This is a genomic window from Deltaproteobacteria bacterium IMCC39524 (assembly GCA_029667085.1).
Lineage (GTDB): Bacteria > Desulfobacterota > Desulfuromonadia > Desulfuromonadales > BM103 > M0040.
The window spans coordinates 62,146-87,126 of record JARUHJ010000004.1 but is presented as its reverse complement, the minus strand read 5'-3'; the positions used below and the strand labels follow the sequence as shown (position 1 = coordinate 87,126).

27 protein-coding genes are annotated in these 24,981 nt (G+C 51.6%); 9 read left to right on the top strand and 18 right to left on the bottom strand.

Annotation, left to right across the window (positions count from 1 at the left end):
• The first annotated feature begins 55 nt into the window (after positions 1-55).
• From nifE to P9J64_10850, 7 genes are all read left to right on the top strand, one after another.
• Complete coding sequence (gene nifE, locus P9J64_10880) at positions 56-1,408, top strand: nitrogenase iron-molybdenum cofactor biosynthesis protein NifE (protein MDG5468821.1); 1,353 nt, start codon at positions 56-58, stop codon at positions 1,406-1,408.
• Entirely contained in the window at positions 1,396-2,700 is a 1,305-nt protein-coding gene (nifN, locus tag P9J64_10875; GenBank protein MDG5468820.1) for a nitrogenase iron-molybdenum cofactor biosynthesis protein NifN, read from the top strand. The genes nifE and nifN overlap by 13 nt, the downstream gene beginning before the upstream one ends.
• A gap of 44 nt (positions 2,701-2,744) precedes the next feature.
• Complete coding sequence (locus P9J64_10870; protein ID MDG5468819.1) at positions 2,745-3,803, top strand: nitrogen fixation protein NifQ; 1,059 nt, start codon at positions 2,745-2,747, stop codon at positions 3,801-3,803.
• A 75-nt stretch (positions 3,804-3,878) separates the two neighbouring features.
• Positions 3,879-4,847: a hypothetical protein gene (locus P9J64_10865; GenBank protein ID MDG5468818.1), complete on the top strand. Its 969-nt coding sequence runs from the start codon at positions 3,879-3,881 to the stop codon at positions 4,845-4,847.
• Position 4,848: 1 nt separating this feature from the next.
• Positions 4,849-5,685 carry an HAD-IIB family hydrolase gene (locus P9J64_10860; GenBank protein ID MDG5468817.1) on the top strand — a complete coding sequence of 279 codons (837 nt, stop codon included), beginning with the start codon at positions 4,849-4,851 and terminating at the stop codon, positions 5,683-5,685.
• Between the two features lie 2 nt (positions 5,686-5,687).
• A complete protein-coding gene (locus P9J64_10855) occupies positions 5,688-6,917 on the top strand; it encodes a glycosyl transferase (GenBank protein MDG5468816.1) in 1,230 nt (409 codons plus the stop codon).
• 11 nt (positions 6,918-6,928) lie between these two features.
• Positions 6,929-8,677 (top strand): sugar phosphorylase, encoded by a 1,749-nt coding sequence (locus P9J64_10850; GenBank protein ID MDG5468815.1) that lies wholly within the window; start codon positions 6,929-6,931, stop codon positions 8,675-8,677.
• Positions 8,678-8,836: 159 nt separating this feature from the next.
• Here the strand turns inward: P9J64_10850 and P9J64_10845 are convergent, their stop codons facing one another.
• From P9J64_10845 to P9J64_10835, 3 genes are all read right to left on the bottom strand, one after another.
• Entirely contained in the window at positions 8,837-10,294 is a 1,458-nt protein-coding gene (locus P9J64_10845; protein ID MDG5468814.1) for a PAS domain-containing sensor histidine kinase, read from the bottom strand.
• Positions 10,295-10,868: 574 nt separating this feature from the next.
• The gene (locus P9J64_10840) at positions 10,869-11,102 is read right to left on the bottom strand and encodes a hypothetical protein (GenBank protein MDG5468813.1); all 234 of its coding nucleotides are present in this window, start codon (positions 11,100-11,102) and stop codon (positions 10,869-10,871) included.
• Positions 11,103-11,192: 90 nt separating this feature from the next.
• Positions 11,193-11,471 carry a hypothetical protein gene (locus P9J64_10835; GenBank protein MDG5468812.1) on the bottom strand — a complete coding sequence of 93 codons (279 nt, stop codon included), beginning with the start codon at positions 11,469-11,471 and terminating at the stop codon, positions 11,193-11,195.
• Between P9J64_10835 and P9J64_10830 the strand changes: the two genes are divergently transcribed.
• Entirely contained in the window at positions 11,403-12,440 is a 1,038-nt protein-coding gene (locus P9J64_10830; protein ID MDG5468811.1) for a TrkA C-terminal domain-containing protein, read from the top strand. The genes P9J64_10835 and P9J64_10830 overlap by 69 nt on opposite strands.
• 302 nt (positions 12,441-12,742) lie before the next feature.
• On the opposite strand, the gene P9J64_10825 is transcribed toward P9J64_10830, so the two are convergent.
• Positions 12,743-12,940 (bottom strand): hypothetical protein, encoded by a 198-nt coding sequence (locus tag P9J64_10825; GenBank protein ID MDG5468810.1) that lies wholly within the window; start codon positions 12,938-12,940, stop codon positions 12,743-12,745.
• 540 nt (positions 12,941-13,480) lie between these two features.
• Here P9J64_10825 and P9J64_10820 point away from each other — a divergent pair.
• Positions 13,481-14,638, top strand: coding sequence for an MFS transporter (locus P9J64_10820; protein MDG5468809.1), 1,158 nt, complete (start codon positions 13,481-13,483; stop codon positions 14,636-14,638).
• Positions 14,639-14,830: 192 nt separating this feature from the next.
• Here P9J64_10820 and P9J64_10815 read toward each other — a convergent pair whose 3' ends face one another.
• From P9J64_10815 to P9J64_10750, 14 genes are all read right to left on the bottom strand, one after another.
• On the bottom strand, positions 14,831-15,238 hold the full coding sequence (locus P9J64_10815; GenBank protein MDG5468808.1) for a hypothetical protein: 408 nt from the start codon (positions 15,236-15,238) through the stop codon (positions 14,831-14,833).
• A gap of 22 nt (positions 15,239-15,260) precedes the next feature.
• On the bottom strand, positions 15,261-15,743 hold the full coding sequence (gene tsaA, locus P9J64_10810; protein ID MDG5468807.1) for a tRNA (N6-threonylcarbamoyladenosine(37)-N6)-methyltransferase TrmO: 483 nt from the start codon (positions 15,741-15,743) through the stop codon (positions 15,261-15,263).
• Positions 15,740-16,477, bottom strand: coding sequence for a sulfite exporter TauE/SafE family protein (locus P9J64_10805; protein MDG5468806.1), 738 nt, complete (start codon positions 16,475-16,477; stop codon positions 15,740-15,742). The genes tsaA and P9J64_10805 overlap by 4 nt, the downstream gene beginning before the upstream one ends.
• Before the next feature lie 40 nt (positions 16,478-16,517).
• Positions 16,518-17,384 (bottom strand): radical SAM protein, encoded by an 867-nt coding sequence (locus tag P9J64_10800; protein MDG5468805.1) that lies wholly within the window; start codon positions 17,382-17,384, stop codon positions 16,518-16,520.
• Positions 17,385-17,592: 208 nt separating this feature from the next.
• Positions 17,593-17,967, bottom strand: coding sequence for a NifB/NifX family molybdenum-iron cluster-binding protein (locus tag P9J64_10795; GenBank protein ID MDG5468804.1), 375 nt, complete (start codon positions 17,965-17,967; stop codon positions 17,593-17,595).
• Positions 17,968-18,057: 90 nt separating this feature from the next.
• A complete protein-coding gene (gene fdxB / locus P9J64_10790; protein ID MDG5468803.1) occupies positions 18,058-18,327 on the bottom strand; it encodes a ferredoxin III, nif-specific in 270 nt (89 codons plus the stop codon).
• Between the two features lie 95 nt (positions 18,328-18,422).
• A complete protein-coding gene (nifX, locus tag P9J64_10785) occupies positions 18,423-18,797 on the bottom strand; it encodes a nitrogen fixation protein NifX (GenBank protein MDG5468802.1) in 375 nt (124 codons plus the stop codon).
• Between the two features lie 189 nt (positions 18,798-18,986).
• On the bottom strand, positions 18,987-20,453 hold the full coding sequence (gene nifK, locus P9J64_10780; protein ID MDG5468801.1) for a nitrogenase molybdenum-iron protein subunit beta: 1,467 nt from the start codon (positions 20,451-20,453) through the stop codon (positions 18,987-18,989).
• A 137-nt stretch (positions 20,454-20,590) separates the two neighbouring features.
• Positions 20,591-22,033 (bottom strand): nitrogenase molybdenum-iron protein alpha chain, encoded by a 1,443-nt coding sequence (gene nifD / locus P9J64_10775; protein ID MDG5468800.1) that lies wholly within the window; start codon positions 22,031-22,033, stop codon positions 20,591-20,593.
• A gap of 135 nt (positions 22,034-22,168) precedes the next feature.
• A complete protein-coding gene (gene nifH / locus P9J64_10770; protein MDG5468799.1) occupies positions 22,169-23,047 on the bottom strand; it encodes a nitrogenase iron protein in 879 nt (292 codons plus the stop codon).
• 421 nt (positions 23,048-23,468) lie between these two features.
• Positions 23,469-23,897 (bottom strand): FKBP-type peptidyl-prolyl cis-trans isomerase, encoded by a 429-nt coding sequence (locus P9J64_10765; protein MDG5468798.1) that lies wholly within the window; start codon positions 23,895-23,897, stop codon positions 23,469-23,471.
• Position 23,898: 1 nt separating this feature from the next.
• Positions 23,899-24,336 carry an ADP-ribose-binding protein gene (locus P9J64_10760; GenBank protein ID MDG5468797.1) on the bottom strand — a complete coding sequence of 146 codons (438 nt, stop codon included), beginning with the start codon at positions 24,334-24,336 and terminating at the stop codon, positions 23,899-23,901.
• On the bottom strand, positions 24,336-24,677 hold the full coding sequence (locus P9J64_10755) for a hypothetical protein (protein ID MDG5468796.1): 342 nt from the start codon (positions 24,675-24,677) through the stop codon (positions 24,336-24,338). Before P9J64_10755 ends, P9J64_10760 begins: the two co-directional genes overlap by 1 nt.
• A gap of 17 nt (positions 24,678-24,694) precedes the next feature.
• A complete protein-coding gene (locus tag P9J64_10750) occupies positions 24,695-24,937 on the bottom strand; it encodes a hypothetical protein (protein MDG5468795.1) in 243 nt (80 codons plus the stop codon).
• Positions 24,938-24,981: the final 44 nt, after the last annotated feature.

The following is a 24,981-nucleotide window of genomic DNA, read 5'->3' as shown; positions in this document are numbered from 1 at the left end:
AGATGTGACGGGACTGATTTCTAACTGAAACGAAATTTCAGGGAGTCAGCCCATTATGGTAAACAAGCCAAAAATCAAAGAACTGCTGGACGAAAGTTCTTGCACGCATAACCAGAGCCGTAAAGTTGCCTGCAACGCACCGACTCCTGGAGCGACCACAGGTGGTTGCGCCTTTGAGGGCGCCCAGATCTCTCTCTTCCCTTATGCTGATGCCGCCCACCTGGTACACGGCCCGATGACTTGTCTCGGCTCCTCATGGGAGACCCGCGCCACAGGGACCAGCTATCCTAGACGCGATTTAACGCAGATGGGTTTCACCACTGATATCAATATCAATGACGTGGTCTTCAGCGGCGAAGAAAAAGTTGCGGCTTCCATCGATTACATTATGGAACATTACAAACCTGAAGCCATCTTCGTTTATGCCACCTGCGTAACAGCTATGATTGGTGATGATATTGACCTGATCTGTAAACAGGCTGCAGAAAAACACAAGGTTCCAATGGTGCCGGTACATGCCCCCGGTTTTGTCGGCAGCAAGAACCTCGGTAGCCGTCTTGGTGGTGAAGCTGCCCTCAGCCATCTGATCGGCACCAGAGAGCCTGAGGAAACAACGCCCTTCGACATTAACCTGATCGGTGAATACAACGTTACCGGCGACATGTGGCAATATTCGCCATTGCTGGAAGAACTCGGTATTCGCATCCTGTCGACTCTGAGCGGCGACGGCCGCATCGCACAGATTTGTACAGCTCATCGAGCCAAGCTCAACGTTATCGTCTGTGCCAAGTCTCTCGTTTCACTGACCCGGAAGATGGAAGAACGTTATGGCATCCCGTCTATCTCTCTCTCCTTTTATGGCCGACGAGATACCAGCGACGGTTTACGGGCCATTGCAAAGGCCCTGGGGAATGACGACTTGATCGCTAAAACCGAACAGCTGATTGCCAGAGAAGAGGCAGCCATCGCCGTAAAGTTAAAACCATATCAAGCCTTCTTCCAGGGCAAAAAGGCAGTGCTCAACACCGGTGGCAACAAAACCTGGTCAATTGCTTCAGCGTTGCAGGATCTCGGTATTGAAGTGGTGGCAACCGCTGTCAAGAAAGCCACCGAGGATGATCGCGCAAAGGCTCGGCAGACTCTCGGTGAAAAAGGTGTCCTCATGATGAACCCGGGTGTTGAACAGGCTAAAATCATTGATGAGACCGGTGCCGATCTGCTTCTGGCAGGCGGTCGCAGCCTCTATACTGCGATCAAGAAGGGCATTGCTTTTGCCGACGTCAATCAGGAAAAAAAGAAATGTTACGGTGGCTATGAGGGTCTGCTCAATCTCGCTGAGGACTTGAAAAATGCTCTGCAAAACCCGGTGTTCAAAAACGTTTTGCGGAGGGCGCCATGGGAGAAATAGCTCGTAAAAAATACAAACCGCTCCAGGTCAACCCCTTTAAACTCAGCCAGCCGATGGGAGCGACGCTGGCGTTTCTTGGCGTAGACAGATGCATGCCGCTCATGCACGGAGGCCAGGGATGCACCAGCTTCACCAAGGTCTTCTTCACACGGCATTTCTGCGAACCGATCGCCATCCAGACCAGCGCAGTCACCGATGCCATCGCTGTCCTTGATGGCGGCGACTACAGCATCGTTGAGTCGGTCAAAAACATCACCAAGAAGATTTCGCCGAGCTTAATTGGCCTGCATACCACAGGCATGCCAGAAACCAAGGGTGATGATGTTTGCGGCGTTGCCGCAAAAATTGACTTTCCTCTGGTCACTGTCAACACTCCGGATTACGAAGGCGGTCTGGAAAGTGGTTGGGCATTAACCTGTAAGGCGCTGATCGAACAGCTGGTCAACCCGGCTCAGGAAACAGATGATAACAAGCTGGTGTTGCTGCCTCATGTCAGCCTGCAACCGATCGAAGTCGAGAAGATCAAAGAATTCATCGAAGGGTTCGGTTTCAACGTATGGGCCCTTCCCGACCTGTCAAGATCCCTGGATGGTCATCTGGGTGAGAAGCAGGCAGCCCTTTCCAGCGGCGGGATTAGCGTAGAAGAAATCCGCGCGTTGAGTGACGCCGGTCTGGTGATCAGCGTCGGTGATTCGATGCAAACATGTGGAAATGTTTTGCGGAAGAAGAACCCCGAGATGCGTCATCATCATTTCTCGCACCTGCATGGACTTGAAGCGGCGGACTCGTTAGCCGAGCTCCTGTTGGCAGAAACCGGTTTCAGTGGCCCGCCGATACCGGTGGCACGCTGGCGCCAGCGATTGCAGGATGCCATGCTCGACAGTCATTTTTCACTGGGGCAAAGCCGGTTTCTGGTCGCTGCGGAACCTGATCAGATTGCCGGGATCTGCCAGTCGCTCTATGACGCGGGCGGTAGGGTGACCCTAGCAATATCAACCGTTGATTCTCCACAGCTAAAGAAAATAAAGGCAGAAAAGATTCTGGTCGGAGACCTGGAAGACGCTGAACAACAGGTAGAAGACTATGACGTGATTGTCGGCAACTTCCACTGCGAGGCAATTGCTCACCGTCATCACAAAGGTCTTGTACTGAGAGGCTTTCCTAACTGGGAACAGGTGGGCAATCCTTTAAAAAATGACATCTTGTATGAGGGCGGAGCTTACTTTTTATTTGAGTGCGCGAATGCGGCGACAGCGGCGCGGGATGAGGGACGCAGGCACCCTGAAGAATAATCTTTAGATTTTCGCGTTCCACGTACCGAGTTTCGATTCTTTCTATGACAGCAGTCAACTCACTAAGTGAAGGTGGAGTGCTCGAGATAACCATGACAGGCTACACAGACACCATTCGCCAATGGGCAACGGATACCCGTCGCGCCGGCACCCTGAAGAAAGCTGATGGCACCGGAGAAGTGGGCCTGGAGGCAAAAGAACGGGGTAGCCGACTGGCAGTGCGTTTCACCCTTAAGCTCAAACTCGATCGCGTTTCCGACATCCGCTATCAGGTCTTCGGCTGCGGTTTCTCCATGGCCGCATGTGCAGTCGCGGCTGATATGTCGGTGGGCTATACCCTTGACGACCTGAGCATGATTAGTGCGGAGCGAATCGATGACGCCCTCGAAGGGTTGCCTTCCGAGCGTAGCTACTGTGCGAATCTGGCCGCAGAGGCGTTGCAGGCCGCCGTTAAAAGCGCTCGTAATGGAGTTGAAACGGTTCAGGCCAGCATTCAAAGCGAGACAGAGCATGGCCCCAGAGTCTCGGCCGAAGATCCTGTCTACAAGAGACTTATGGGCAGTACGAAGCCCGACCATGTTGCAAATGCAGACCGTCACCTCTTTGCTTGCCTGCTCGCGGTTGCCGCACAGGAAACCCAAACCCTGGAAGATGCCCTTGGCCTGGGCTCTTCTGATATTCTCTCCCTTTTGGGAAAATACTTCCCAGCTGTCGATCGGGAGTCTCTGTTACAATGGACCGGTTCGGAGTTTCAATCCCGGCCAGATATCAACAAAGATATCTTGTCAATCCTTCTGGCTCATGTCCCGACAAAACCGGGCACTCAGGATCTGATCACATCTGTATGGCTCTGCCATAGCCTTGCTGCCCGCACTTGCCGCCCGGGCCATCTCTGGGTCGCCATGGGTTTTTTTGAGCGACCCGAATTGACTGCCGCCATCAACCGCCACCTGCCTTCTCTGGCCGCAGCGAATAACCGGAACATGCGCTGGAAGCGTTACCTTTTCAAACAGGTCTGTGATCGCAACGGTGGGACCATGTGCAAAGCACCGAACTGCGGTGTTTGTAGTGACTATTCAATCTGCTTCACTGCGGAGGATTAGTAACGAGAATGACTGGTCAACAACCATATCCATGTCTTATGCTCTTCATGTGTGTTTAGTGAGAAAGGAACTTTCATGCTGACAACAACCATACACAACCTGACAGACGATGAGATTCATGGAATTGCCGACAAGGTGAGGCCCTCCTTTCTGGCCAGCACCAAGCAGATGATGATCGACAACGACCTGGAGCAGGCGTTGATCGATATCTATGTTCCATTGGCCGCAAGCCTTGTGCAACAGACAGAAGATCATCATTCATCACGTGTCATCGGCATCAACGGCGCTCAGGGGTCTGGAAAGACAACCCTTTGCAAGCTGCTGAAGGTCGTGATTGAAGAGGGTTTTGCAAAGCGTGTCGCGGCGTTTTCAATCGACGACATTTATCTGACCCATGCAGAGCGAAAGACGCTGGCGAAAGAGATTCACCCGTTACTGGAAACCCGCGGCGTTCCCGGCACCCATGATGTGACGCTCGGTCTGGATCTTCTCGCTGGTCTCAGAGAACTTAAATCCGGGCAAACAATTAGCATCCCGCTCTTCGATAAAGCGATCGACGATCGTTCTGCCGAGGAAAATTTCCGCCAGGTGACCGGCCCGATTGATCTTGTGCTCTTTGAGGGCTGGTGTGTCGGCGTCAAAGCACAGCGCGAAGAGGCCCTAGCTATAGCGGTCAATAGTCTCGAACGCCTTGAAGATCCTGATCAGATCTGGAGGAGCTATGTCAACAAGCAACTTCAGAAGGGCTATAAAGAGCTCTTTAATCAAATCGATTTTCTGGTCATGCTGAAGATCCCCGGCATGAAAAGCGTCATGGAGTGGCGCAGCAAGCAGGAGAACAAACTTGGGAGAACGTCTGCTCAGAGCGGGCGCAAGATCATGAATACTGCCGAGTTGCAGAGATTTATTATGCATTACGAACGCCTGACCCGGGCAACCCTTACAGAGATGCCGGACCGGGCGGACCTGGTCTTTGAGCTGGACGAAAAACACCTGATCAGTGGAGTAAAGATCAATAAACGAACTCACAAGGGAATAGCGTAACATGATCGACCTTCTTGTCTTTACAGATCTGGACGGCACACTCCTTGATCATCACGATTATTCCTGCGAAGACGCTTTGCCGGCGATTGAGCGTCTTGCCTCGGCAGGGATTCCTCTTATCTTCAACTCGAGCAAAACCGCGGCTGAGATCAAACAATTACGTAAAGCACTCAACAACAGGCATCCTTACATCATTGAAAACGGCAGCGCAGTCCGCCTTGCAAAGGGTTATTTCAAGAGCTTTGGTACACCTTGCGCCGCCACGGCGGAAGATGATGAGGTGCATGCTTTTGGTCCAAACTACCAGGAGCTGATCACACAGTTGCATGAACTCCGTTCAAGAACGGGGTATCGTTTCAAAGGCTTTTACGACCTGAGCCATCAAGACGTCGCCAACCTGACCGGGTTGAGCCTCTCTGATGCCGCACGGGCAAAAAAGAGAGCCGCCTCTGAGCCACTACTTTGGCAGGACACGGAAGAGTCTTTGTCGGATTTTCGCTGCCGCCTGCTTGACCTCAATCTGTACATCACCAAAGGCGGACGATTTCACCATGTTATGGGGCCAACCGACAAGGCACAAGCCATGCAATGGCTGACCGATCAATATCGCGCAACCTGGCCAGAACGCCAATGGACAACCGTCGCACTCGGTGATGGGCCCAATGATCAGGCCATGCTCGAAGCTGCGGACATAGCCGTGCCGATACCACCGGCTGTCGGTGTCGCTCTCAAGCTGAAACGAACGGAAGGTGTCATCTCTCCCGGAGCCCTCGGCCCGAGAGGCTGGCAAATCGCAATAGACAGCATCCTGGATGATATGACTGACAAAGGAGTTTAACCATGGGCAATTTCTACCAGAACGGCGTCATCACCACCCTGCACAACCTGACCCGTCGACCGCTTGAGCAACTGGAAGAGGAGTTGCTTCGTTTCTCCACACGGCGCCCGATGTCACTGGTTCTGCCCTCGCTTTTTTCCGAGTTGGAAGGTCCCGCGCTCGGTCCGATTCTTGATGAACTGACCCAGGTCCCCTACCTGAACGAGATCGTCATTGGTCTGGATCGTGCCGATGAAGCGCAATTCAACTATGCCAAAGAGTATTTCGGCCGTTTACCGCAGCATCACCGGATTCTCTGGAACGACGGTCCCCGCCTGCGCTCTATCGACAAGATGCTTGCAGATAAAGGGCTCGCCCCGACCGAAATGGGTAAAGGCCGCAATGTCTGGTACTGCTATGGTTACATCCTTGCGTCGGGCCGCGCCAAAGCAATCGCCCTGCACGATTGCGATATCACAACCTATTCACGCGAACTGCTCGCCCGCTTGATTTACCCTGTGGCCAACCCGAATTATCACTACCAGTTTTGCAAAGGCTACTACTCACGGATTGCAGACGGCAAACTGAATGGTCGCGCCTGCCGGTTGCTTGTCACCCCGCTTTTGAAATCTTTGCAGAAGATGTTCGGCTACAACGAGTACCTGGAGTACATGGACAGCTACCGCTACGCCCTGGCAGGTGAGTTTTCCATGCGGGTTGATGTCTTAAACGAGCTGCGCATCCCCAGTGACTGGGGGCTTGAGATCGGAGTGATCTCCGAGATGTTCCGCAATTACGCTACCAACCGGATCTGCCAGGTCGATATCGCTGATGTTTATGATCACAAACACCAGGAACTGTCCGTTAACGACGCTTCAGGCGGACTTTCACGCATGAGCACGGATATTATAAAAGCGGTCGTTCGTAAACTCGCCACCCAGGGAGAGGTCTTTTCACAGGAGCGTTTCCGCACCCTCAAGGCCACCTATTACCGCACGGCTCTTGATTTTATTGAAGCCTATTACAACGACGCCATAATTAACGGCTTGACTCTCGACCGTCACAAGGAAGAGAAAGCCGTCGAGCTGTTTGCCGAAAACATCATGCGTGCCGGTGAAGCTTTCCTCTCCAACCCCATGGAGACGCCATTTATGCCGAGCTGGAACCGCGTCGTTAGTGCAATACCGGATATCTTTGACCATATATACGAAGCTGTGGAAGCTGACAACAGAGAGCTTCGTTCCCAAAGCTGAGAAACAAAACCATGCAAAAGAGACCGATCACAGAATTCATAGAGAAGACAAACCCCAGGCTGGAAGCCCTGTACGGAGAGAACCAGGCACCATTGATTCTCGATGTCATCACCTCGCTGCTGCAAAGTCATATCTCTGCCAGCCGCACCCTGCGCAATGAACGCTGGGACCAGAACGATGTGATCCTGATTGCTTACGGTGACAGCATCCTTGCCAGTGATCGTCCGCCACTACAAACTTTAAATAAATTTCTCAAAAAATACCTGGAAGGACTTGTCAGCACAGTCCATATCCTCCCCTTTTTCCCATACAGTTCAGATGACGGCTTCTCAGTCATCGACTACAAAGAGGTCAACCCCGAACTGGGTGATTGGAAAGACATCTCAGCGATCAGGCAAGATTTTGACCTGATGATTGACCTGGTCATCAACCACGTCTCACGCGAGAGTCTATGGTTTATCGATTTTATCAACGATCGCCCTCCGGCCTCTTATTTCTTCATCGAGATGGACCCCCAGGTCGATCTCAGCGAAGTTGTCAGGCCCCGCAAGAGCAAGGTTTTGACTCCGGTTCATACCCATCGGGGGACAAAACATGTCTGGTCCACCTTCAGCGAAGACCAGATTGACCTCAACTTTGCCAACCCCAATGTGCTGCTCGAAATTATCCAGGTTCTGCTGCTCTACCTGCGCCAGGGTGGACGCTTTATCCGCCTCGATGCCATCGCCTATCTCTGGAAAAAGCTCGGTACCAGCTGTATCAACCTTGAGCAAACCCACGAGGTGGTCAAACTGCTGCGTGACATTATGGAGACAGCCTCGCCCGATTGTGTTTTGTTGACAGAGACCAACCTGCCAAATGACCAGAATCTGAGCTATTACGGTGAAGGCGATGAAGCGCACATGATTTACCAGTTCAGCCTCGCCCCGCTTCTTTTACATGCCCTGCACCGAGGCACCAGCCACTACCTGAACAAGTGGGCAGAGAGCTGCTGTAGTGTACCAGCAGGCTGCACCTTCCTTAACTTCACGGCATCACACGATGGTATCGGTGTTCGCCCGGCAGAAGGACTGATCCCGCAAGGAGAGCTCGATGCACTGATCGAGGCAATGCACAGCTTTGGTGGTTACGTGAGCATGAAGAACAACCCGGATGGTACTGACAGCCCTTACGAGATCAATATCTCTTATTTCGATGCCCTGAGAGGAACCAGTAATGGCATTGATCAATGGCAGGTCCCTCGCTTCTTGACCTCCCAGGCCATTATGCTTGCCATTAAAGGGATCCCGGCCCTCTATATCCAGAGTCTGATTGCCGCCCCCAATGATATTGCCGGGGTAGAGAAAACCGGCCGGACCCGCTCCATCAACCGGCGCAAGTGGGATTACGGCGAACTTAATGGCTTATTGAACAACCCGTTCACTCCCAACAGCCTGGTCTTGCATGAATTACAGCGACTGCTTAAAATCCGCAAACAGCAGGCGACTTTCCATCCAGATGCCAAGCAGGACATTCTTTCATTGGGGGATGAGTTTTTTGGAGTGCGCCGTCAGGAAAGGGGCGGGGCTCAGGAAATACTTGCCATCAGCAATTTGACCGAGTGGCCACAGCATCTCTGTTTGCAAACGCTAACAGGATTATCATTGAATGATTATCGCTTTGAGCTTATTGGTGGGAGAGAGGTGATAGTGTTGGAGGATACGACTATTTTGCAGCCTTATCAGACTGTCTGGTTATCAAATAGTGCAATCGAGGCTTGATCTGACAGATATTGTCTGATTTTGTTCCATACCTTTAAATATCCCCAGGTAATGTAAAAATGAGTTGCAACAGGCATTACAGTAAGTCTAGATGCCAAATAATCAATCTGCTTAAGGGTCGTGAGATATGGGAATCGGGACGGTGAAAGTTACTCTTGTTTAGGGCCGCGAGACATCCTCGACCTCCACCCAGAAGGTGCAACCTCCGCCATTCGTTTCCTCGACCCAAGCCCTCCCTCCACAATTGCGAGCGATCTTATATACAATTGCTAATCCTATGCCTGACCCTTTGGCCTTCCCTTTATTTGTTCCTCGATAGAAGATTTCAAAGATATGTTTGCGTTCCTGTTCAGAGATACCAGGGCCATGGTCACGGACAAAAAATCTTTTTTGTTTTCCTGTTTGCTCTCCGCCAACCTCAACAAGACCGCCATTCTTCCCAGCGTAACGGATGGCATTGCTGATAAGGTTGTCGAAAATTTGGGTTAAGTAGGTCTTTGGCACTCGGACCGAGGGCATTGGGTTTATTTGCAAAACGACCCCAGAGCTGGTGATGTTTGTTCCTAGATTCTTGATTACCCCCGCCACAACCTCATCGGTTGAAACAGGCTCAATAGGACGTTTCAGAGTCCCTGCCCGAGCCAGAGAAAGAAGACTTTCCATCAACGACAGCATCTCTGCCGCTGCTTTTTCAATTTCTGATAAATAAGACAACCCTTGCTCGTCAAGTTGACCCTTGTAATTCTCTCGAAGAATTTCTGCATAACCTATGATGGGGGTAATCGGGGAGCGCAAATCGTGAGCGACTGTTTGAACAAAAGCATCCAACTCCTCATTTGACTCCTTGAGGAGGGTCTCCGCAATTTTACGCTCGGTGATGTCTTGAAAAAAACCATGAACACGACGGTTCTCTAAATCCGGTTTTCCGATTGCGTGAACTTTGCGAAGATTAGCTTTTGCGGTTTTAATCTCCAACTCAACATCAAACGGCTCGCCTTGTTCGACAGCTTGCTTTACTGCCGATGCAATTGATGACCTTGACTCTTGGGTATAGAAAGCTACTCCTTTACTGACCGTGGGGTCGTAATCGTAGCCTACTTCATGAATGTCGTAGACTCCTTTCGACCAAGTTTGTTTTCCGGTATCAATATTAAATTCCCAGCTACCAACCTTTCCGAGACACTCAGTTTTTGCGAGTACTTCTCGGCTATCTGCCAATATTTTCTCGGCTTGTATGCGCTCGGTGATGTCGTGCACGATCGAGAGAGACAACTCCCGATCGCCCATTTTCACCGGGTTTGCATAAATCTCTACATCCCGTATTGTACCGTTAGCAAGTCTGTGTTTGAAAATATAGAAGGATCTTCCTTCCTTAACGGACTTTTGTATTTCGCTTCGTATCTCATCTTCGGCCGTTGTGTTTAAGTCAGGGATTCTTTTCGTCAACATGGTCTCGCGGTCGTATCCATAAAAATCCAACGCAGACTGGTTCGCATCAATTATCGAGAAGTCCGATAGATCTACGATGTAGATTACAGCGCTATGATTCTCGACCATCCTTCTGAAATCTGCGTCATCAACTTGGAACTCATTCTTGCTACTGTTGTGTTCTGTCATACGTTCTCCTCAAAATTCGAGGACCTCAAGTGACTTTTTAAATTGAAAGTCTCCAAATCGACCACTTCTTTAATCCACGTTATGGACAACATTCCAAACTTAAATCCCGACAGGTTTTGCTAACCTTTTTATGTTCTTATCATAATTTGTCCTGCATTGTTCGATGTTCTTTAGGTTAACAGAAACGAAGAATAATTCTCACTGCCCCTGGCTTTTAAGAATGGCTTCCCCTCTGCGTCATTAAATTCTTCACAGACAATAGTTTCAACTATGGTATCTTCAGGTTACAATGGCCCCTTGGGGGATTTTTCTGCCAGAGATTGAGGTGAGAATAACCCGGGAGGCGGTGGCTTAATAACAGATATATGGTTTTCTGAGTATATAACTATGGTCTAAAGCGATAAATCTGTTTCTCAAGAACGACTCATGTTTGCAAGGATGCTCAATGAAGTTTCTCACGAGCCAGTTGTTGTCTCTTCTTCTCCCTGTACGCTCTCGTCCCAATATCAGGGCCCTGGTAAGCTATTCGCTCTTGCTGATAGTGACCGTGGTGCTTTTTGCCGCCGGCTTCCACCTAATCATGTATCACGTCGAGGGGCAGGAACACTCTTGGGTTACGGGAATTTATTGGGCTCTCACGGTCATGACCACCCTCGGGTTCGGCGACATCACCTTCCACAGCGATTTGGGTCGCCTGTTCAGTATCGTGGTTCTCCTGACCGGCGTTGTGCTGCTCCTGGTCGTGCTGCCGTTCGTATTCATCCGGTTCTTCTACGCACCGTGGATGGAGTCCCGAATGCGGTTTCATGCGCCCAGGGCAGTATCTCCCGGAACTCAAGGCCATGTCATCTTATGCTGCCTCGACAGCCTGGCCACGTCGTTGCTGCCGAGGTTGCGACTACATGGCATCACCCACTTTGTGATCGAACCGGACCCGGTCAAAGCCGTGCAACTGCACATTGACGGCGTGCCGGTGGTGACCGGGGGAGTAGAGAACCGGGCCACCTACGAGGCCTTGGAGGTGACGAAAGCCCGGATGGTTGTTGCCAACTGCGCCGACACGACCAACACCAACGTAACCCTGACGATCCGGGACCTCTCTCCGCAAGTGCCCATTGCTGCGGTGGCGGAGCACGAGCAGTCCATCGACTTGCTGGAGCTGAGTGGCAGTAATCACGTTCTGCCCCTCAAACTCCGGCTAGGGGAGCATCTCGCCAACCGTGTCAGTGCCGGGCATCTCCACTGCCACGTGGTCGGGCGGCTGGGAGATCTCCTGATCGCGGAGTTCCCGGTGCACAACACCCCGCTGGCCGGTCGTCCTCTTCGGGATATACAGATTAGGGAGACCTTCGGCCTGAATGTAGTGGCGGTGTGGGAGCGGGGACGCCTGATCCCGGTTACGCCAGATACAGTCCTTGCTGACGGTAGTTTTCCGGTGGTGATGGGGACCAGCGAACAGATCACTAAGCTCGATACTTATCTGGTGATTTACAACACCAATTTCAACCCGGTGCTCGTAATCGGTGGTGGTGAAGTGGGCTGCGTCACCACCCGAACTCTCCGGAGTCGTGGTGTGACTGTTCACATGATCGAACGCGAGGAGGCTCTAAGGAGCTCTCTGGAGGGTGTCGCCGACCAGTTGTTCATTGGCGACGCGGCTGATCTGGAACTGCTCATGGGTGCGGGGTTGGCCGACGCCCCCAGCGTGCTGCTCACCACGAATGATGATGCCATGAACATCTATCTGGCGGTGTACTGCCGTCGGCTGAACCCGGAGCTTCGGGTGATTAGCCGCATCACTCACGAGCGTAACATTGAAGCGATCCACCGGGCTGGCGCCGACTTCGTGCTGAGTTACGCATCCCTTGGGGCCGAGACGATTATGTCACTGTTACAGCATCGAGAGTCAGTGATTCTGGGTGAGGGGTTCGACCTCTTTTATGTGCCCGTGCCTGCAAGCCTGGCTGGAGAGGTTCTGGTGTCTAGCCATATCCGTGCTCGGACTGGTCTCAATGTGTTAGCGCTGCGTCGACCCGATGGCGAAGTCATCCCGGCGACGGCCTCAATGGTCCTTGAACCGGATTGTGAGCTGGTGATGTTGGGGAGCGAACCCCAGCGCCGGGATTTCACCGAAGAGTTCCGATGAGAGTCGATCTCGCACTATTCAAGCAATTAAAGATTATTATTGATCCTTTCGCATTGTTTTGAGTGCGCGAAATTGTCCGAAATGTATTATTCGTACCAAACCAGATCAATAAAAATGGCCGCGCGGAATTGATCCAGGCGGCCATCGTTCTGTGTATTAATGAGCTTACCGAAGGTCTCTATCAATAAGTAGCCGTTTTTCCTCTCAGAAGCCGTGTTAATAAAAAGCCCTTACCAACAGTTAAAGGTGGCAAGGGTTAAACTTCTTAATCGGCCCACAGCATAGGGACTTTTAGAATCCACTTATGAATATCTACGTTCTGGGCCGCTGTAGCTGCCTGCCCCTAACATATCTCTTGTGGGGACTTCATCAGGGGAAACCCATCCATCTGAACGTTCAAATTTAACTACTTTGCTTTGTGCTAGAAAAATATAAAAAGCCTTTTTTGCCATACAGCAAATTGCCCCATCTTTTAGCTCAACTCTAATCAGTCTTTCCATTGACCCCACTCCAATTAAATAAGACATTTTAATCCTGCGAGAGACTAGTTCACTAAGGGGTCATTATCAAGAGATTTAATAATTCACAACGAATGGTATTCGTTTGCGCCAACTGCGACCCCAAATGAACTAAAATCAAAAAAAAACGGCCAACAAGGATTGAACCCTAGTGGCTAAAGTTTTGTGTATTAAAGAGCTTACTGAATGCCGCTATCAATAAGAAGCCAGTTTTCGTCTCACAAATCGTGATTTATAAAAACAGCCAACAAGGATTGAACCCTAGTGGCTAAAGTTTTGTGTATTAAAGAGCTTACTGAATGCCGCTATCAATAAGAAGCCAGTTTTCGTCTCACAAATCGTGATTTATAAAAACAGCTCGATGCCTTTCTGGTTTCGACCAAACCTGACATTCAGTGTCAGATCAAGTCTGAGCGAGTATTCTTTGTTGGCCTAATGGAGCCTCTCTGGTGATAAAGTAAAACTATGTCGTCCTCAGGCCTTCCCAATAAACCCATATCCAGCCTTGCCACCCCGTTGGTCATGTTCAGCGTACTCGCCACCGGGATCGGCCAGTCGATGACCTTTACCCTTTTGGCACCTCTCGGTCGCGAAGTCGGTTTTGCAGAGATCCAGGTCGGCCTGATCATCTCCTGCTCGTCCCTTGCTTTCACCTTGACCAGCCCGTTATGGGGGCGCAAGAGCGACCTTTGGGGTCGCAAACCGGTACTGCTGTTGGGGATGGTCGGCTACACTTTGGGCGCCGCTCTTTTCGCCGCTGTCTTCACCTTTGGCCTTAAAGGGTTGCTTTCCGGGATGACGCTCTACCTTCTGGTCATCTCAGCACGGGTCTTGATGGCTTCGCTGATGTCGGCAGCTCCCAGCGCCGCCTCGGCCTACATCGCCGACACCACCAGCGCAGGGCAACGCGTCGCAGGGATGGGACGCCTGGGTGCGGCCAGGACTCTTGGCGCAATCCTCGGTCCGGCCACCTGCGGCATTCTCGCCACTATCGGTTTGCTGACGCCCCTCTACATAGGCGTCGCCATCGCCTTGGTCAGCACGGTCCTGCTGGTTATCATATTACGGGAGCCACCCCTCTCAGTACCTCGTTCAGAGACCAGGCAGAAGCTGAAACTGTTAGACAAGCGCTACTTCCCATACATCCTGGTCGGGTTCCTGACATTCCTTGCCTTTTCAATGACAAGCCAGACTATCGGCTTCTACATACAGGATCGTTTCGTCCTTGATGGCAAGGACACCGCCCAAGCTCTCGGGTCTGGGATGATGGTTGCCGCTTGTATGTCATTCTTTGCCCAGGCTTTTCTGGCGGGTCGATTGAAATTGACCCCGATTCGGCTGATGACCTTCGGCCTGCCAATATTGATGACAAGCTACGGCTTGCTCTTGTTTGCCGACAGCATCGCCACACTGGTCGTCTTTCTGGGGGTGTTGGGGTTAGGACTGGGCATGGTCTCGCCGGGATTTACCGCCGGGGCTTCTTTAGCGGTCGGCCCCAATGAACAAGGAGCAGTCAGCGGGTTGGTTTCCTCCTGCCCGGCGGCAGGATTTGTGCTGGGGCCGATTTTCGGTACCAGCCTGTACCAGATCGATCACACCCTGCCGTATATCTGTTCCCTTGTGCTGATGTTGCCGCTAACTCTTTATGTCTGGTGGTTTGGTCGGAGGGAGAGACGCTGAGGGATATGACTGATGGGCACATTAGCCTGGGTATGCTTATAAATCATGACAAACAAAGAAAATACCGGGGCTCAATATAAACATGATCAAATTTTACATTGTTTTTCAGACCAGATTTGAGCAGTTACATACCAAAAGCGTCGGTTCCTCTCCTGATTTTGATGAGAATTCTGGACCCAGGTCGGCAGATCTTTACGATGCAACAACACAGGGACAATTCTTCGGGTCACGCTCACCGAAAGACTCAAGGGTCAAGCCGATCCAGTTATGCACTTCCTGCACATCAAAGCCGGCCAGGCGCTCATCACCAACCTGCATCAAAGGGCGTACAATCAGCAGGGGGTCATAGGTCATCATCGACAGGGCCTCAGTTGCTCCAATCTCGGCAGGCCTGATCTGTCGGGTCTTAACTTGAGGGTTGGACGGATTAAACCACTCCTCGACCGGCCTTGTGCCAAAAAAGCCAGCCAAAAGTTCTTCCGTCCAGGCTTCAGTCAATAAATTACGAACATCGAGCTCATGACCAGAAGCGATCAGGATTTCTTGCTGAAGAGTATTGCCTTTACATCCAGGCTTCTCCCAAAAAATCACTTTAGCCATAATCTTTCCTTCCCAGTCCGATTCAGGACTGTTTAAAACGCTCATCGGAACGGGCCGTTAGCAAACCTGGTGCGGACGTCTTCAGCCAGCCGGTTCGGACGTCGCCCTGGGGCTGGTCGAAGGCTGGCACGTAGGGTTTGATGTCGAGCAACGGGGTTCCATCGAGCATGTCGACGTCCATGACCTCAAGCGTGGTGTCGTCTACCTTTTGCAGCCGCAGCACAGACAGGCCGATCGGATTCGGACGACAGGGTGCGCGGGTCGCAAACAGACCATGCTCTCGATCATCAAGAAAAGGCGTGACCGTGAGGCGAACATCTCTCTGGTTGTGAAAATGGTAGAGCACGATCAGGTGGGAAAATCCATGGAGGTCGTCAAGCCCGGCGGCCAGATCGGCACGCAATTCGATCCAGCCACAGACACCGCGAGCTGCGCATGGCTGTACCGGCATTTCGTCAATGGTTTTGAAGGGCGTGAGTAACCAGCCAATCGGTAGATAATTCAAAACAGGAACATCTTTCCCCCGGCTAAAACCATCATGAAAGACATCGCCTTGAGGATCGTTGCTACTGGCAGGTGACGGCTACCGCAAAGTGCGCCGATGGTGCCACCGACCAGAGCCACACCAGCTAGCATGGGGGCATAATCAGGCACATGCTGCAAGCTGCTCAGATGACCGAACAGACCAGAGATTGAATTCACCAGAATAAAAAGCGCCGCGATCCCGGAGACCTCACGCACCCTGGCCCAGCGAAACAAGATCATAAGAGGACTCAAAAAGATTCCTCCTCCAACGCCAATGATTCCAGACGCAAAACCAAGCACACCACCCACAACCATGGCCAGTAGAAAAGTGGGTGGCTTGGCCTCGTACTCATCATGTTTGCGACGCACAAAGAGCCGCCACGCCGCGTAGAACAACATCATGCCGAGAACTGGCCGATAAAGTTCAGGTGGTAAGCTGAAGGCGCCGCCGAGGAAGCTGGCAGGAATCGATGTGATCATAAAAGGCCAGAACACACGCCAGGAGAACTGTCCAGCAGTGCAGTAAAGGTAAGTCCCCACCCCGGCAACAACAATATTCAACATTAACGCCGTCGGCTTGAGTGCCTCGGGATGCAAGCTGAAGAGAGCCATCACGGCCAGGTATCCTGAGGCCCCACCGTGCCCTACGCTGGCGTACATCACGGCGACGACGAAGATACAGGCGGCAAGAAAGGGAATCATTTCTGGAGTCATTGTAAATCTCCTTTGTCGATTTATCGCTTTACGCTGATCTTTAGGCGCTCAGAGCCTGAAGATCAATGTCCTGACCAACGACACCAGCTGCATCAGCGCGACACTGCTTGCAGTGGCGTGCCTGCGAAAGAATCAACTCTGCCTGATTTCGGACCATCTCCATGGTCGCCTCAGAAGGAGGAGCAACCTCCTTAAATAACCCGATCGGGATTACCGGGATAATGTTCATCATTTCTGCTCCCAACTCGCGCATCTTGACCGCAAGATCGAGCGTTTCATGATCGTTGATGCCGGGAATGTAGACATGATTGACCTTCACCATCATGCCTGCAGCCGCTGCATAACGAACCCCATCCAACTGCCGCTTGAGAAGTACGGCAGCGCCATCTTCGCCAGAGAGCCGAGTCCCATGAAAATTGACCCACTCGTACACTTTAGCGCCCGTTTCCGGAGTCAGGGCATTGACAGTTACAGTAATGCTGTGGACGCCGACCCGTTGTAACTTGTCGAGGTATTCCGTCAGCAGAAGGCCATTGGTCGAAAGACAAAGGGTCATCTCTGGAAAAGCTGCCTTGACAAGGTCAAAGGTCTCAAAAGTCTTTGGATTGGCCAGGGGATCGCCGGGTCCGGCGATTCCAACAACTTTGAGCTGAGCTCCACCTTTCATTTCCATGTGCCGTTTCACTAGGCGCACCCGATCGACTGCTTGTTCCGGGGTCAAAACTTGACTGGTTACTCCGGGGCGGCTCTCGTTGGCGCAATCAAACTTGCGTTCGCAGAAACCGCATTTGATATTGCAGCCGGGAGCAACCGGCAAATGAATCCGACCCGCTTTGGAGTGATCGCCACCGAAACAAGGATGGTCGGACTGGCGTTTCATTTTCATCATGGGGCATCCTGTAGCCATGGGTCTGTTCCTTTCATATGAAAACCCCGCAAGCGATAGCTATACGGGGCGTCTTTGCCTACTTCATGATGCGATACGACTCTGTAACGCGCTGTAGTTTCAATCCTTAAAAAGTCGGCAGGGTCACCTTTCGGTAAACCCTGCCCATGCCCTGGGCAATTGCATCTCTGGAAAAATCACTCTTCCCGGGGACCGTCCCATATCCCCACTACTTATGTTCACATCTCTCTGTATTGCCTGCACATTTGCCGTCACAGACGACATCGTGCGCTACTTTCAATGCCGGTTCAATAGGTCCTGACATGCTGACCACCTTGAAACCAAGCTTCTCCAGTTCCTGTTTCGGAAGCTCACCAATCATTGCCGTCACAACCGCCTTACAATCCTTCAAGGCCTCGGCGATGCCGTCAAACTGGCGATGTCGAAACGGATGATCCGGGTCGAAAGAGCAGTACTTTTCAACCGCGACTTCCGAAACCTGAACCGGGTCGCCTTTACGATACTTGTAGATGCGAAATTTTTCGGCATGACCGAAGTGCTGGTCGATCTCGGTGCCGGTTTTGGATGTGACTGCGATGAGCATAATTTACTCCGTAAATTATGCGGAGGCTGGTTGCTGGACGCTGGGGACTGGCAAAACCAGACCCTAGACCCCATTCCCTGGCCCCCGCCTTTAGATTTCCATCGTCTTGAACGTAAAACACTTCTTCGGGCAAGCAACACCGCAACCGGCGCAACCGATGCAATTGCTCTGGTTGGCAACGGTCATAATCATACGCGTTGAATCTGTCTCCTCGTCGACAAGGTCTTCAGGCATAAACACCTTGCGTGCACAAGATTTGAAGCAACGCCCGCAACCGATGCACTTCTCGGAATCGATGTTCATGACAAAGGTCGGCGTCCAGTCCTCCCCGCCAAATGTTTTCCCTGTTAATAAAGCCATTGTTGTTCTCCTTGATATATTCGGTCGCTGGCTGCTAGATTTTTGGGGTTAGCCGTCTTATCATCAAGCCCACGCCCCAAGTTCCTAGCCCCTGTTTAGTTTGGTCTTTCGCCTTTCATCATCGCTTTTCTTAACCACGGTGGCGGATTACCCTTGAGTACTTCCTGCAGCTTTTCGACAACCACTGTGATCGGTTCATGCTCTTTACTCTTGATCGGATGAATCTTCTTCTGCACCAGTCGCGCTGCAGCAGGACCGCCAATCTCACCGACATAAACCAGGGCACAATCTGCGAGCACTGACGTGCGGGCCTCAATCTTGTCGTCGATAAAGCCTTCCTCAGCCTTTAACTGCGCGACGCCGCTGAAGGCGGCTTCTTCCGGACCTATCTCCCAGATGTAAAACTCTTCAGCCTTACCGAAATGCTCATCGACATGGACTTTGTCTGTGCTGGCAAATGCGACTTTCATTCTTAAACCTCTCTGCTGTGTACTGCTGACAATTTCAAAACGTCTGGTTCGTATCATAATATTTAGGTAACCACGAAGAACACGAAACTCACGAAGTTAAGACCATCGATTTTGCTTTTAACCCCAAGCGTTAGCCTTTCTTTGAGGTTTTCTTCGTGCTCTCTGTGTCCTTCGTGGTTAAAGCTTCTCCTACCTCATCATCTCAAACCACTGGTCTTCACAGGTCTCATCTTTAATATCGAGGAACTTGTTAGCGAGCATCGTCAGCATACTGATCGCTCCGTTGTAACCAACCACCGGTGTACGGTGCAGGTTGACCCGGTCAATGATCGGGAAGCCGATACGAAACAGGGGAATCTTGGCGTCGCGTGCGGCCCACTTGGCATGGGTATCACCAATGATTCCTGCGACCGGGTCGGTCACCAACAGGCTGCGCATGTGCCAGAGGTCTTTGTTGATGTAGATCGAGCAACCTTCGCCAAAGACCGAGGTGTCAAGCAGGGCCTGCATCTCTTTCTGGAACTTTTTGGTTGAGCGAGAGCAGAGGATATGCCAGGGACGGGCACCCATTTCGAGCAGAAAGGAAACGATCCCGAGCAGGTAATCAGGGTCACCGGCGATGGCAAACTTAAGGCCATGCAGGTATTGCTGGGCGTCGGTCATGGCATCAACCGCGCGAGCGCGTTCGGCCTTGAGCTCTTCAGGAATAGGCTTGTCGAAAAGCTCGGAAAGCTTCAGTAACATTTCGTCGGTCTTTTTGACCCCGAACGGCAACGGCAGAATCGCCTTCTCACCGTCATATTCTGATTCAATCCATTTCATCGTCGTGACAGAAGAGTATTTCTGCATGGAGATGGTCGCCTTGCCGTTGATCGACTCCGCTGCATCTTCCATCTTGGTACCACCGGGGTAGAGCTTGTACTCACCGTCGCAACCCGAGTCAAAAACGTCAGAAACGTCGGCCAGCATGGTGTAAGGAATGCCCATCAGCTCGAGGATGCGCTTGTATTCGCGCAGGTTCCCCACGTTACCATCGAAGCCGGGAATAATGTTCAGTTTGCCTGTGCACTTACCCTCAACCTTCTGCCCTTCGGTAACGGTCTGCAGAATGCTTCTAAGCATGGCATCGTAGCCATGAATGTGGGAGCCGTTAAAGCTCGGTGTGTTCGCGTAAGGGGTTGGCAGATCTTCCGGGATATACCCCTGCAGTTTGGCGTTCTTGGAAAAAGCTGTCAGGTCATCGCCGATAACCTCCGGCATACACGTCGTAAAGATAGGGATCATCTTCGGCTTGTACAGGGCGTAGGCATTCTGCAGGCCTTCAAAGAGATTGTTCTGGCCGCCGAACACGGCACCGTCCTCGGTCATGGCGTCACAGGTCGCTGCCGCCGGTTCACGGTAATGGCGGCTGAAGGTACTGCGGAAATAAGAGGCACAACCCTGTGAACCGTGAATAAATGGCAGAGCGCCTTCGAATCCGGTAGCGACCATCTGCGCGCCGAGTGGTTGGCAGGCGTGGGCCGGGTTGACGACCAGGGCAGTCCGCTCAAAGTTCTTTTCTTTATATTCCTCTGTATTGATCCATTCCTTGACCCGTTCGATCTCTTCGACCGGGGTCTCGGTAACAAATTTTACTGCTGCTTCTGCTGCGCTCATTATCTGACTCCTTTTATTCACCACGAAGGACACGAAGCCCTCGAAGAAAGGCTTTAAAGCAAATGGTTTAAGATTTTAAGCCATGCAAAGTATTGTTTTCCTTCGTGTTTTTCGTGATCTTCGTGGTTAACGCTGATTTAAAATGGCGACTTGACCAAATCCCAAGTCGGGCTATTGATCGCCATGTCAATATCGCGGGCGAAGATCTTGAAGCCTTCGTATCCGTGATACGGCCCCGAGTAATCCCAACTGTGCATCTGGCGAAAAGGGATACCGGCTTTCTGGAAGACATACTTTTCCTTGATGCCACTACCGACCAGGTCGGGCTTGAGTTCTTCGACGAACCTCTCCAGTTCGAACTCGGAGACGTCATCGTAGATCAGGGTGCCTTTGGCCATCTCCGGTGCAGTGCGGTCGTAGTCATCCTGATGGGCAAATTCGTAACCGGCGCCGGTGATCTGGATACCGAGATCTTCGTAGGCACCGATGGTATGACGAGGGCGCAAGCCACCGACAAACAACATGGCGGTTTTGCCTTCCAGGCGTGGTTTGTACTCGTCGGTGACTTCTTTCATGACCGGCTTGTACTTCTTGATCACCTTCTCAACATTCTTCCTGATCTTGTCGTCAAACAACTCACCGATAGCACGTAAACTCTCTTCGATCTTGGTCGGGCCGAAGAAGTTGTACTCGAGCCACGGGATGTCCCATTTCTCTTCCATCACCTTGCACATATAGTTCATCGAGCGGTAGCAGTGGATCAGGTTGAGTTTTACCGAGTGAGTGGCGCCGATTTTTTCGACTTCACCGTCGCCGGTCCAGACAGATTTAACATTGAGGCCAATTTCTTCGAGGATTGGCTTGGCAGCCCAAACGTCTCCGCCAATGTTGTAATCACCAATCAGAGCGACATCATAAGGGCCTGCTTCTTCTTTGAACTTGAACTTGCCGATGATGTGATCGCGGATCGAGTCGTTGGAGATATGATGACCCAACGACTGTGAGACGCCGCGGAATCCTTCGCAGTTACAAGGCACGACCAGTTTGTCGAGTTCGTTCTCCATCTTCTTGGCGACGGCGTTGATATCGTCACCGATCAGGCCGACCGGACACTCGGAGAGGATGGACATTCCCTTGTTGAGCGGAAACAGCTCATCCGCCTCTTTCAAAAGTTTTTCCAGTTTCAAATCACCGCCGTAGACAATGTCTCGCTCCTGAAAATCACTGGTGAAGTCCATCGGAAAGGAGGTAACGCCGGGAATGCCCTGCATCAGGTTCCGTCGGGTTCCCCAGCTGTAGACACCGCAACCAACCGGACCGTGGGAAACATGGATCATGTCGCGGATTGGACCCCAGACGACCCCTTTCGCTCCAGCGTAAGCACAGCCGCGCTGACTCATGACGCCGGGAACAACTTTCTTGTTGGATTTGACCGCGCAGGTTGACGAGGTCGGTTCATTGGCGCCAAGGTGTGGTGCCCTTTTCTTAGCCGCCTTCTCCGGCATCGCAGCCAGAGTTTCGGCGATCAAGTTTTCCGTTTTTTCTGTAGTAATGCCCTTGATGGGCTTTCTTTCAGCCATGGGAAACTCCTGTAAAATATGTTGGCCACAGAGGCACTGAGACACAGAGAGAATCAGTTCTTATGGTTAAAAGCCTTGCCCCCAAACATTCTTTGAGTGGGTTTGGCTTTCTCCGTGTCTCCGTGGCAAATTCCTTTAAGCACTTTCCGCCACGCCCACGATGCTTTCGTCTTCCGCTTCCATGATGCCGAATTCCATCAACAGATCTTCCAGGTCTTCCATCTCGAGTGGAGTCGGCACGACGAACATTTCGTTGTCGGCGATCTTCTGAGCCAGCTGACGATACTCTCCAGCCTGCTTGTGATCAGGGGAATACTCGATGACAGTCATGCGGCGCAGTTCGGCGCGCTGAACCTGATTGTCACGTGGCACGAAGTGGATCATCTGGGTGCCGAGACGTGCTGCCAGAGCTTCAATCAGATCCGCCTCGCGGTCCGTGTTACGGCTGTTGCAGATCAGGCCGGCCAGGCGCACGCTGCCCGAGGCGGCGTACTTAACGATCCCTTTACAGATATTGTTGGCGGCGTACATTGCCATCATCTCACCAGAGACGACGATGTAGATCTCCTGGGCTTTGTTCTCTCGGATCGGCATAGCAAAGCCGCCGCAGACAACATCACCGAGAACATCATAGAAAACGTAGTCGAGGTCAGGGGTGTAGGCGCCTTCTTCTTCCAAAAAGTTGATGGCGGTAATAACACCACGCCCGGCACAACCGACGCCTGGCTCAGGACCGCCCGACTCGACACACATAACATCGCCGTAGCCGCGTTTACAGACATCTTCCAGTTCCAGATCCTCAACGGTGCCGAGTTCACGGACCTTGTCCATAACGGTGTCCTGGGCTTTGGCATGCAGGATCAGGCGGGTAGAGTCAGCCTTGGGGTCGCAGCCGATGATAAGCACCCGCTTGCCGAGGGAAGCGAGGCCTGCCACGGTGTTCTGAGTCGTGGTTGATTTGCCGATGCCGCCTTTGCCGTAGATTGCGATTTGACGTAATTTCTTTTCAGCCATTGTCTTGTTCCTTTCGTGAGGCCTCCCATAGAAGCCTTGGTTTGCTGTGCATCTGTTCTTCCCCGCGGCGGCATCGCCTTTGATGTGTCCGAAGAAAAACCTGATGTACAAATACAAAACGCCCTACCCAAGCAATTTGGATAGGGCGTCAATGCCCGGCGGCGCAATCATTGTGCCGCGATATTTACAGAATTCTCAAAATGGAAAAGGCCCACGAATGCAGTTACTCACTCAATGGGCCTCTTTGCCTGAAGGAGGTACAGCTGTGTACCTTTTTTGTGATGTCAAAGCTATATAGCATCAGATGTGCCAAAAAAACAAAACCCCTGTTTTAGGGTAGTTACGTGGGTATATACTTAAGGCTATGGTCTCAAGTGCTTACGAAATGCACATCTGTTGAACAGGAATGAACAGAATCTATTCACACGATCTCCATCAATTCCAATGCAAAGGTCAGATCACACCCGGCCAAATCGTGATTACCATCGAGCAACACTTCCTGCTCATCAACATGACGAATCCTCATCATCCGTTGCTCGTTGCCAGCCAGTTCAATGTTCAATTTGCGACCGATACGTAACTCACGATCTGCAGGAAACAAATTCCGTGAAATTTTCAGAAGGTTCTCATCGAGTCTTAAGCCGTACGCCTGTTCTGCGGCAAGATGGATATTCTTCACCTCACCAACTTTCATGCCGATGATTTCTGTCTCCATGTCGGGAAAAATTTCTCCTGCGCCAATAACAAAGGAAAGCGGTTCATCACCATCACGTTGATCAAAGATATGGCCATTGTCGAGTGTGCCGATGAAGTGAACCGTGACGCGGTCACCTTTTTGTGCCCTTAGCATACTATTGCTCCTGAATTGTAATCACATGAAAGCGTTCATCGAAATGCCGTTCAAGAATGGTCTTTACCTCCAGCCATTCCAGGCCGCCACCACCGCAACCAGGGCGCGGCACGACAACCTTCTGCCAGCCTTTGTAATCGGCAAGTTCAACCAGCTCCCGGCAGGACTGCTCGATCAAACCCATTTCCGGAACCTGGTATGGATCAGTTTCAACCGGAAAGCTGACGATTTGATGGCCGAGATCGAAGACATGGTTGCCGTGCTGACTAATCAAGGAACCGAGCGTTTTCATGAGCTCCGGGAAATGCTCCCTCGCCTGGCGTGCACAGCCACGCAACATAACGGCCCTGCCGACCTTATTCACCGCACCGTTTGTGGTGATCGCCACGACAGCGCCTTCTGCGTGCTCCTGCCACATATCACCAATGATCTCTTTCATTATGGTTTTGTTTCTTCGTGAACCGCGTCATCCGTGCTGAGACCCGTTGGTTGTCCAAGCATGTCACCCATGACATTCACCAGAAAATCAAAGACCTCTTCACGGCTGGTTATGAATTTCGGCATTTCATCACCGGCCAATTCTTCCAGGCGATGAAGGACGTTGGCGTCCTGGCACTGCAGTTTATCCATCACAGCGCTGAGCATGGGAATTACGTCGTAGAGATCGTCGCGATCATAAGTGTTGGAATCGGGCTTGCCGGTAAATTTGGGTTCACCACGCAACTCCTTGTTGCGGCGGTATTTAAAGTAAAGATCCGAAGGTTTTATTTCGAGTTCCATAATGATTCCCTCTTTCGTTAACTGCAACCACCGCCGCAGGAGTGTTTTTTGCTGCAACCGCTGGCACACACGTCTTCGGCCTTGCTGCCACCGGTTTTTGTCAGCAGGACCTCGAGACTCTGGCAATCGATCATCCAGACGCCATCTTCTTCGACTCCATGCAACAGGTTACGCTTGATGTGCATGAGAACATTCAAGGGGGTGGTATTCATTTTCTCTGCAACAATTGAAAGGGGCAGTTTTTCTTTCAGATCTTCCATAACCGTCTTTTTCCTTAAATTAAGTTGTCTTGCATCCGCTACCT

What these genes read in the sequence shown, in the direction of transcription:
- nifN (MDG5468820.1), top strand. Translation starts at nt 1,396, where the DNA reads ATGGGAGAAATAGCTCGTAAAAAATACAAACCGCTCCAGGTCAACCCC.
- P9J64_10805 (MDG5468806.1), bottom strand. Translation starts at nt 16,477, where the DNA reads ATGACTCCAGAAATGATTCCCTTTCTTGCCGCCTGTATCTTCGTCGTC.
- nifD (MDG5468800.1), bottom strand. Translation starts at nt 22,033, where the DNA reads ATGGCTGAAAGAAAGCCCATCAAGGGCATTACTACAGAAAAAACGGAA.
- P9J64_10800 (MDG5468805.1), bottom strand. Translation starts at nt 17,384, where the DNA reads ATGGCTACAGGATGCCCCATGATGAAAATGAAACGCCAGTCCGACCAT.
- P9J64_10865 (MDG5468818.1), top strand. Translation starts at nt 3,879, where the DNA reads ATGCTGACAACAACCATACACAACCTGACAGACGATGAGATTCATGGA.
- P9J64_10750 (MDG5468795.1), bottom strand. Translation starts at nt 24,937, where the DNA reads ATGGAAGATCTGAAAGAAAAACTGCCCCTTTCAATTGTTGCAGAGAAA.
- P9J64_10845 (MDG5468814.1), bottom strand. Translation starts at nt 10,294, where the DNA reads ATGACAGAACACAACAGTAGCAAGAATGAGTTCCAAGTTGATGACGCA.
- P9J64_10765 (MDG5468798.1), bottom strand. Translation starts at nt 23,897, where the DNA reads ATGCTAAGGGCACAAAAAGGTGACCGCGTCACGGTTCACTTCATCGGC.
- P9J64_10795 (MDG5468804.1), bottom strand. Translation starts at nt 17,967, where the DNA reads ATGCTCATCGCAGTCACATCCAAAACCGGCACCGAGATCGACCAGCAC.
- P9J64_10850 (MDG5468815.1), top strand. Translation starts at nt 6,929, where the DNA reads ATGCAAAAGAGACCGATCACAGAATTCATAGAGAAGACAAACCCCAGG.
- fdxB (MDG5468803.1), bottom strand. Translation starts at nt 18,327, where the DNA reads ATGGCTTTATTAACAGGGAAAACATTTGGCGGGGAGGACTGGACGCCG.
- P9J64_10820 (MDG5468809.1), top strand. Translation starts at nt 13,481, where the DNA reads ATGTTCAGCGTACTCGCCACCGGGATCGGCCAGTCGATGACCTTTACC.
- nifE (MDG5468821.1), top strand. Translation starts at nt 56, where the DNA reads ATGGTAAACAAGCCAAAAATCAAAGAACTGCTGGACGAAAGTTCTTGC.
- P9J64_10815 (MDG5468808.1), bottom strand. Translation starts at nt 15,238, where the DNA reads ATGGCTAAAGTGATTTTTTGGGAGAAGCCTGGATGTAAAGGCAATACT.
- P9J64_10840 (MDG5468813.1), bottom strand. Translation starts at nt 11,102, where the DNA reads ATGAAACCGCATTCGGGACTCCATCCACGGTGCGTAGAAGAACCGGAT.
- nifX (MDG5468802.1), bottom strand. Translation starts at nt 18,797, where the DNA reads ATGAAAGTCGCATTTGCCAGCACAGACAAAGTCCATGTCGATGAGCAT.
- nifH (MDG5468799.1), bottom strand. Translation starts at nt 23,047, where the DNA reads ATGGCTGAAAAGAAATTACGTCAAATCGCAATCTACGGCAAAGGCGGC.
- P9J64_10870 (MDG5468819.1), top strand. Translation starts at nt 2,745, where the DNA reads ATGACAGCAGTCAACTCACTAAGTGAAGGTGGAGTGCTCGAGATAACC.
- nifK (MDG5468801.1), bottom strand. Translation starts at nt 20,453, where the DNA reads ATGAGCGCAGCAGAAGCAGCAGTAAAATTTGTTACCGAGACCCCGGTC.
- P9J64_10860 (MDG5468817.1), top strand. Translation starts at nt 4,849, where the DNA reads ATGATCGACCTTCTTGTCTTTACAGATCTGGACGGCACACTCCTTGAT.
- P9J64_10855 (MDG5468816.1), top strand. Translation starts at nt 5,688, where the DNA reads ATGGGCAATTTCTACCAGAACGGCGTCATCACCACCCTGCACAACCTG.
- P9J64_10755 (MDG5468796.1), bottom strand. Translation starts at nt 24,677, where the DNA reads ATGGAACTCGAAATAAAACCTTCGGATCTTTACTTTAAATACCGCCGC.
- P9J64_10760 (MDG5468797.1), bottom strand. Translation starts at nt 24,336, where the DNA reads ATGAAAGAGATCATTGGTGATATGTGGCAGGAGCACGCAGAAGGCGCT.
- P9J64_10825 (MDG5468810.1), bottom strand. Translation starts at nt 12,940, where the DNA reads ATGGAAAGACTGATTAGAGTTGAGCTAAAAGATGGGGCAATTTGCTGT.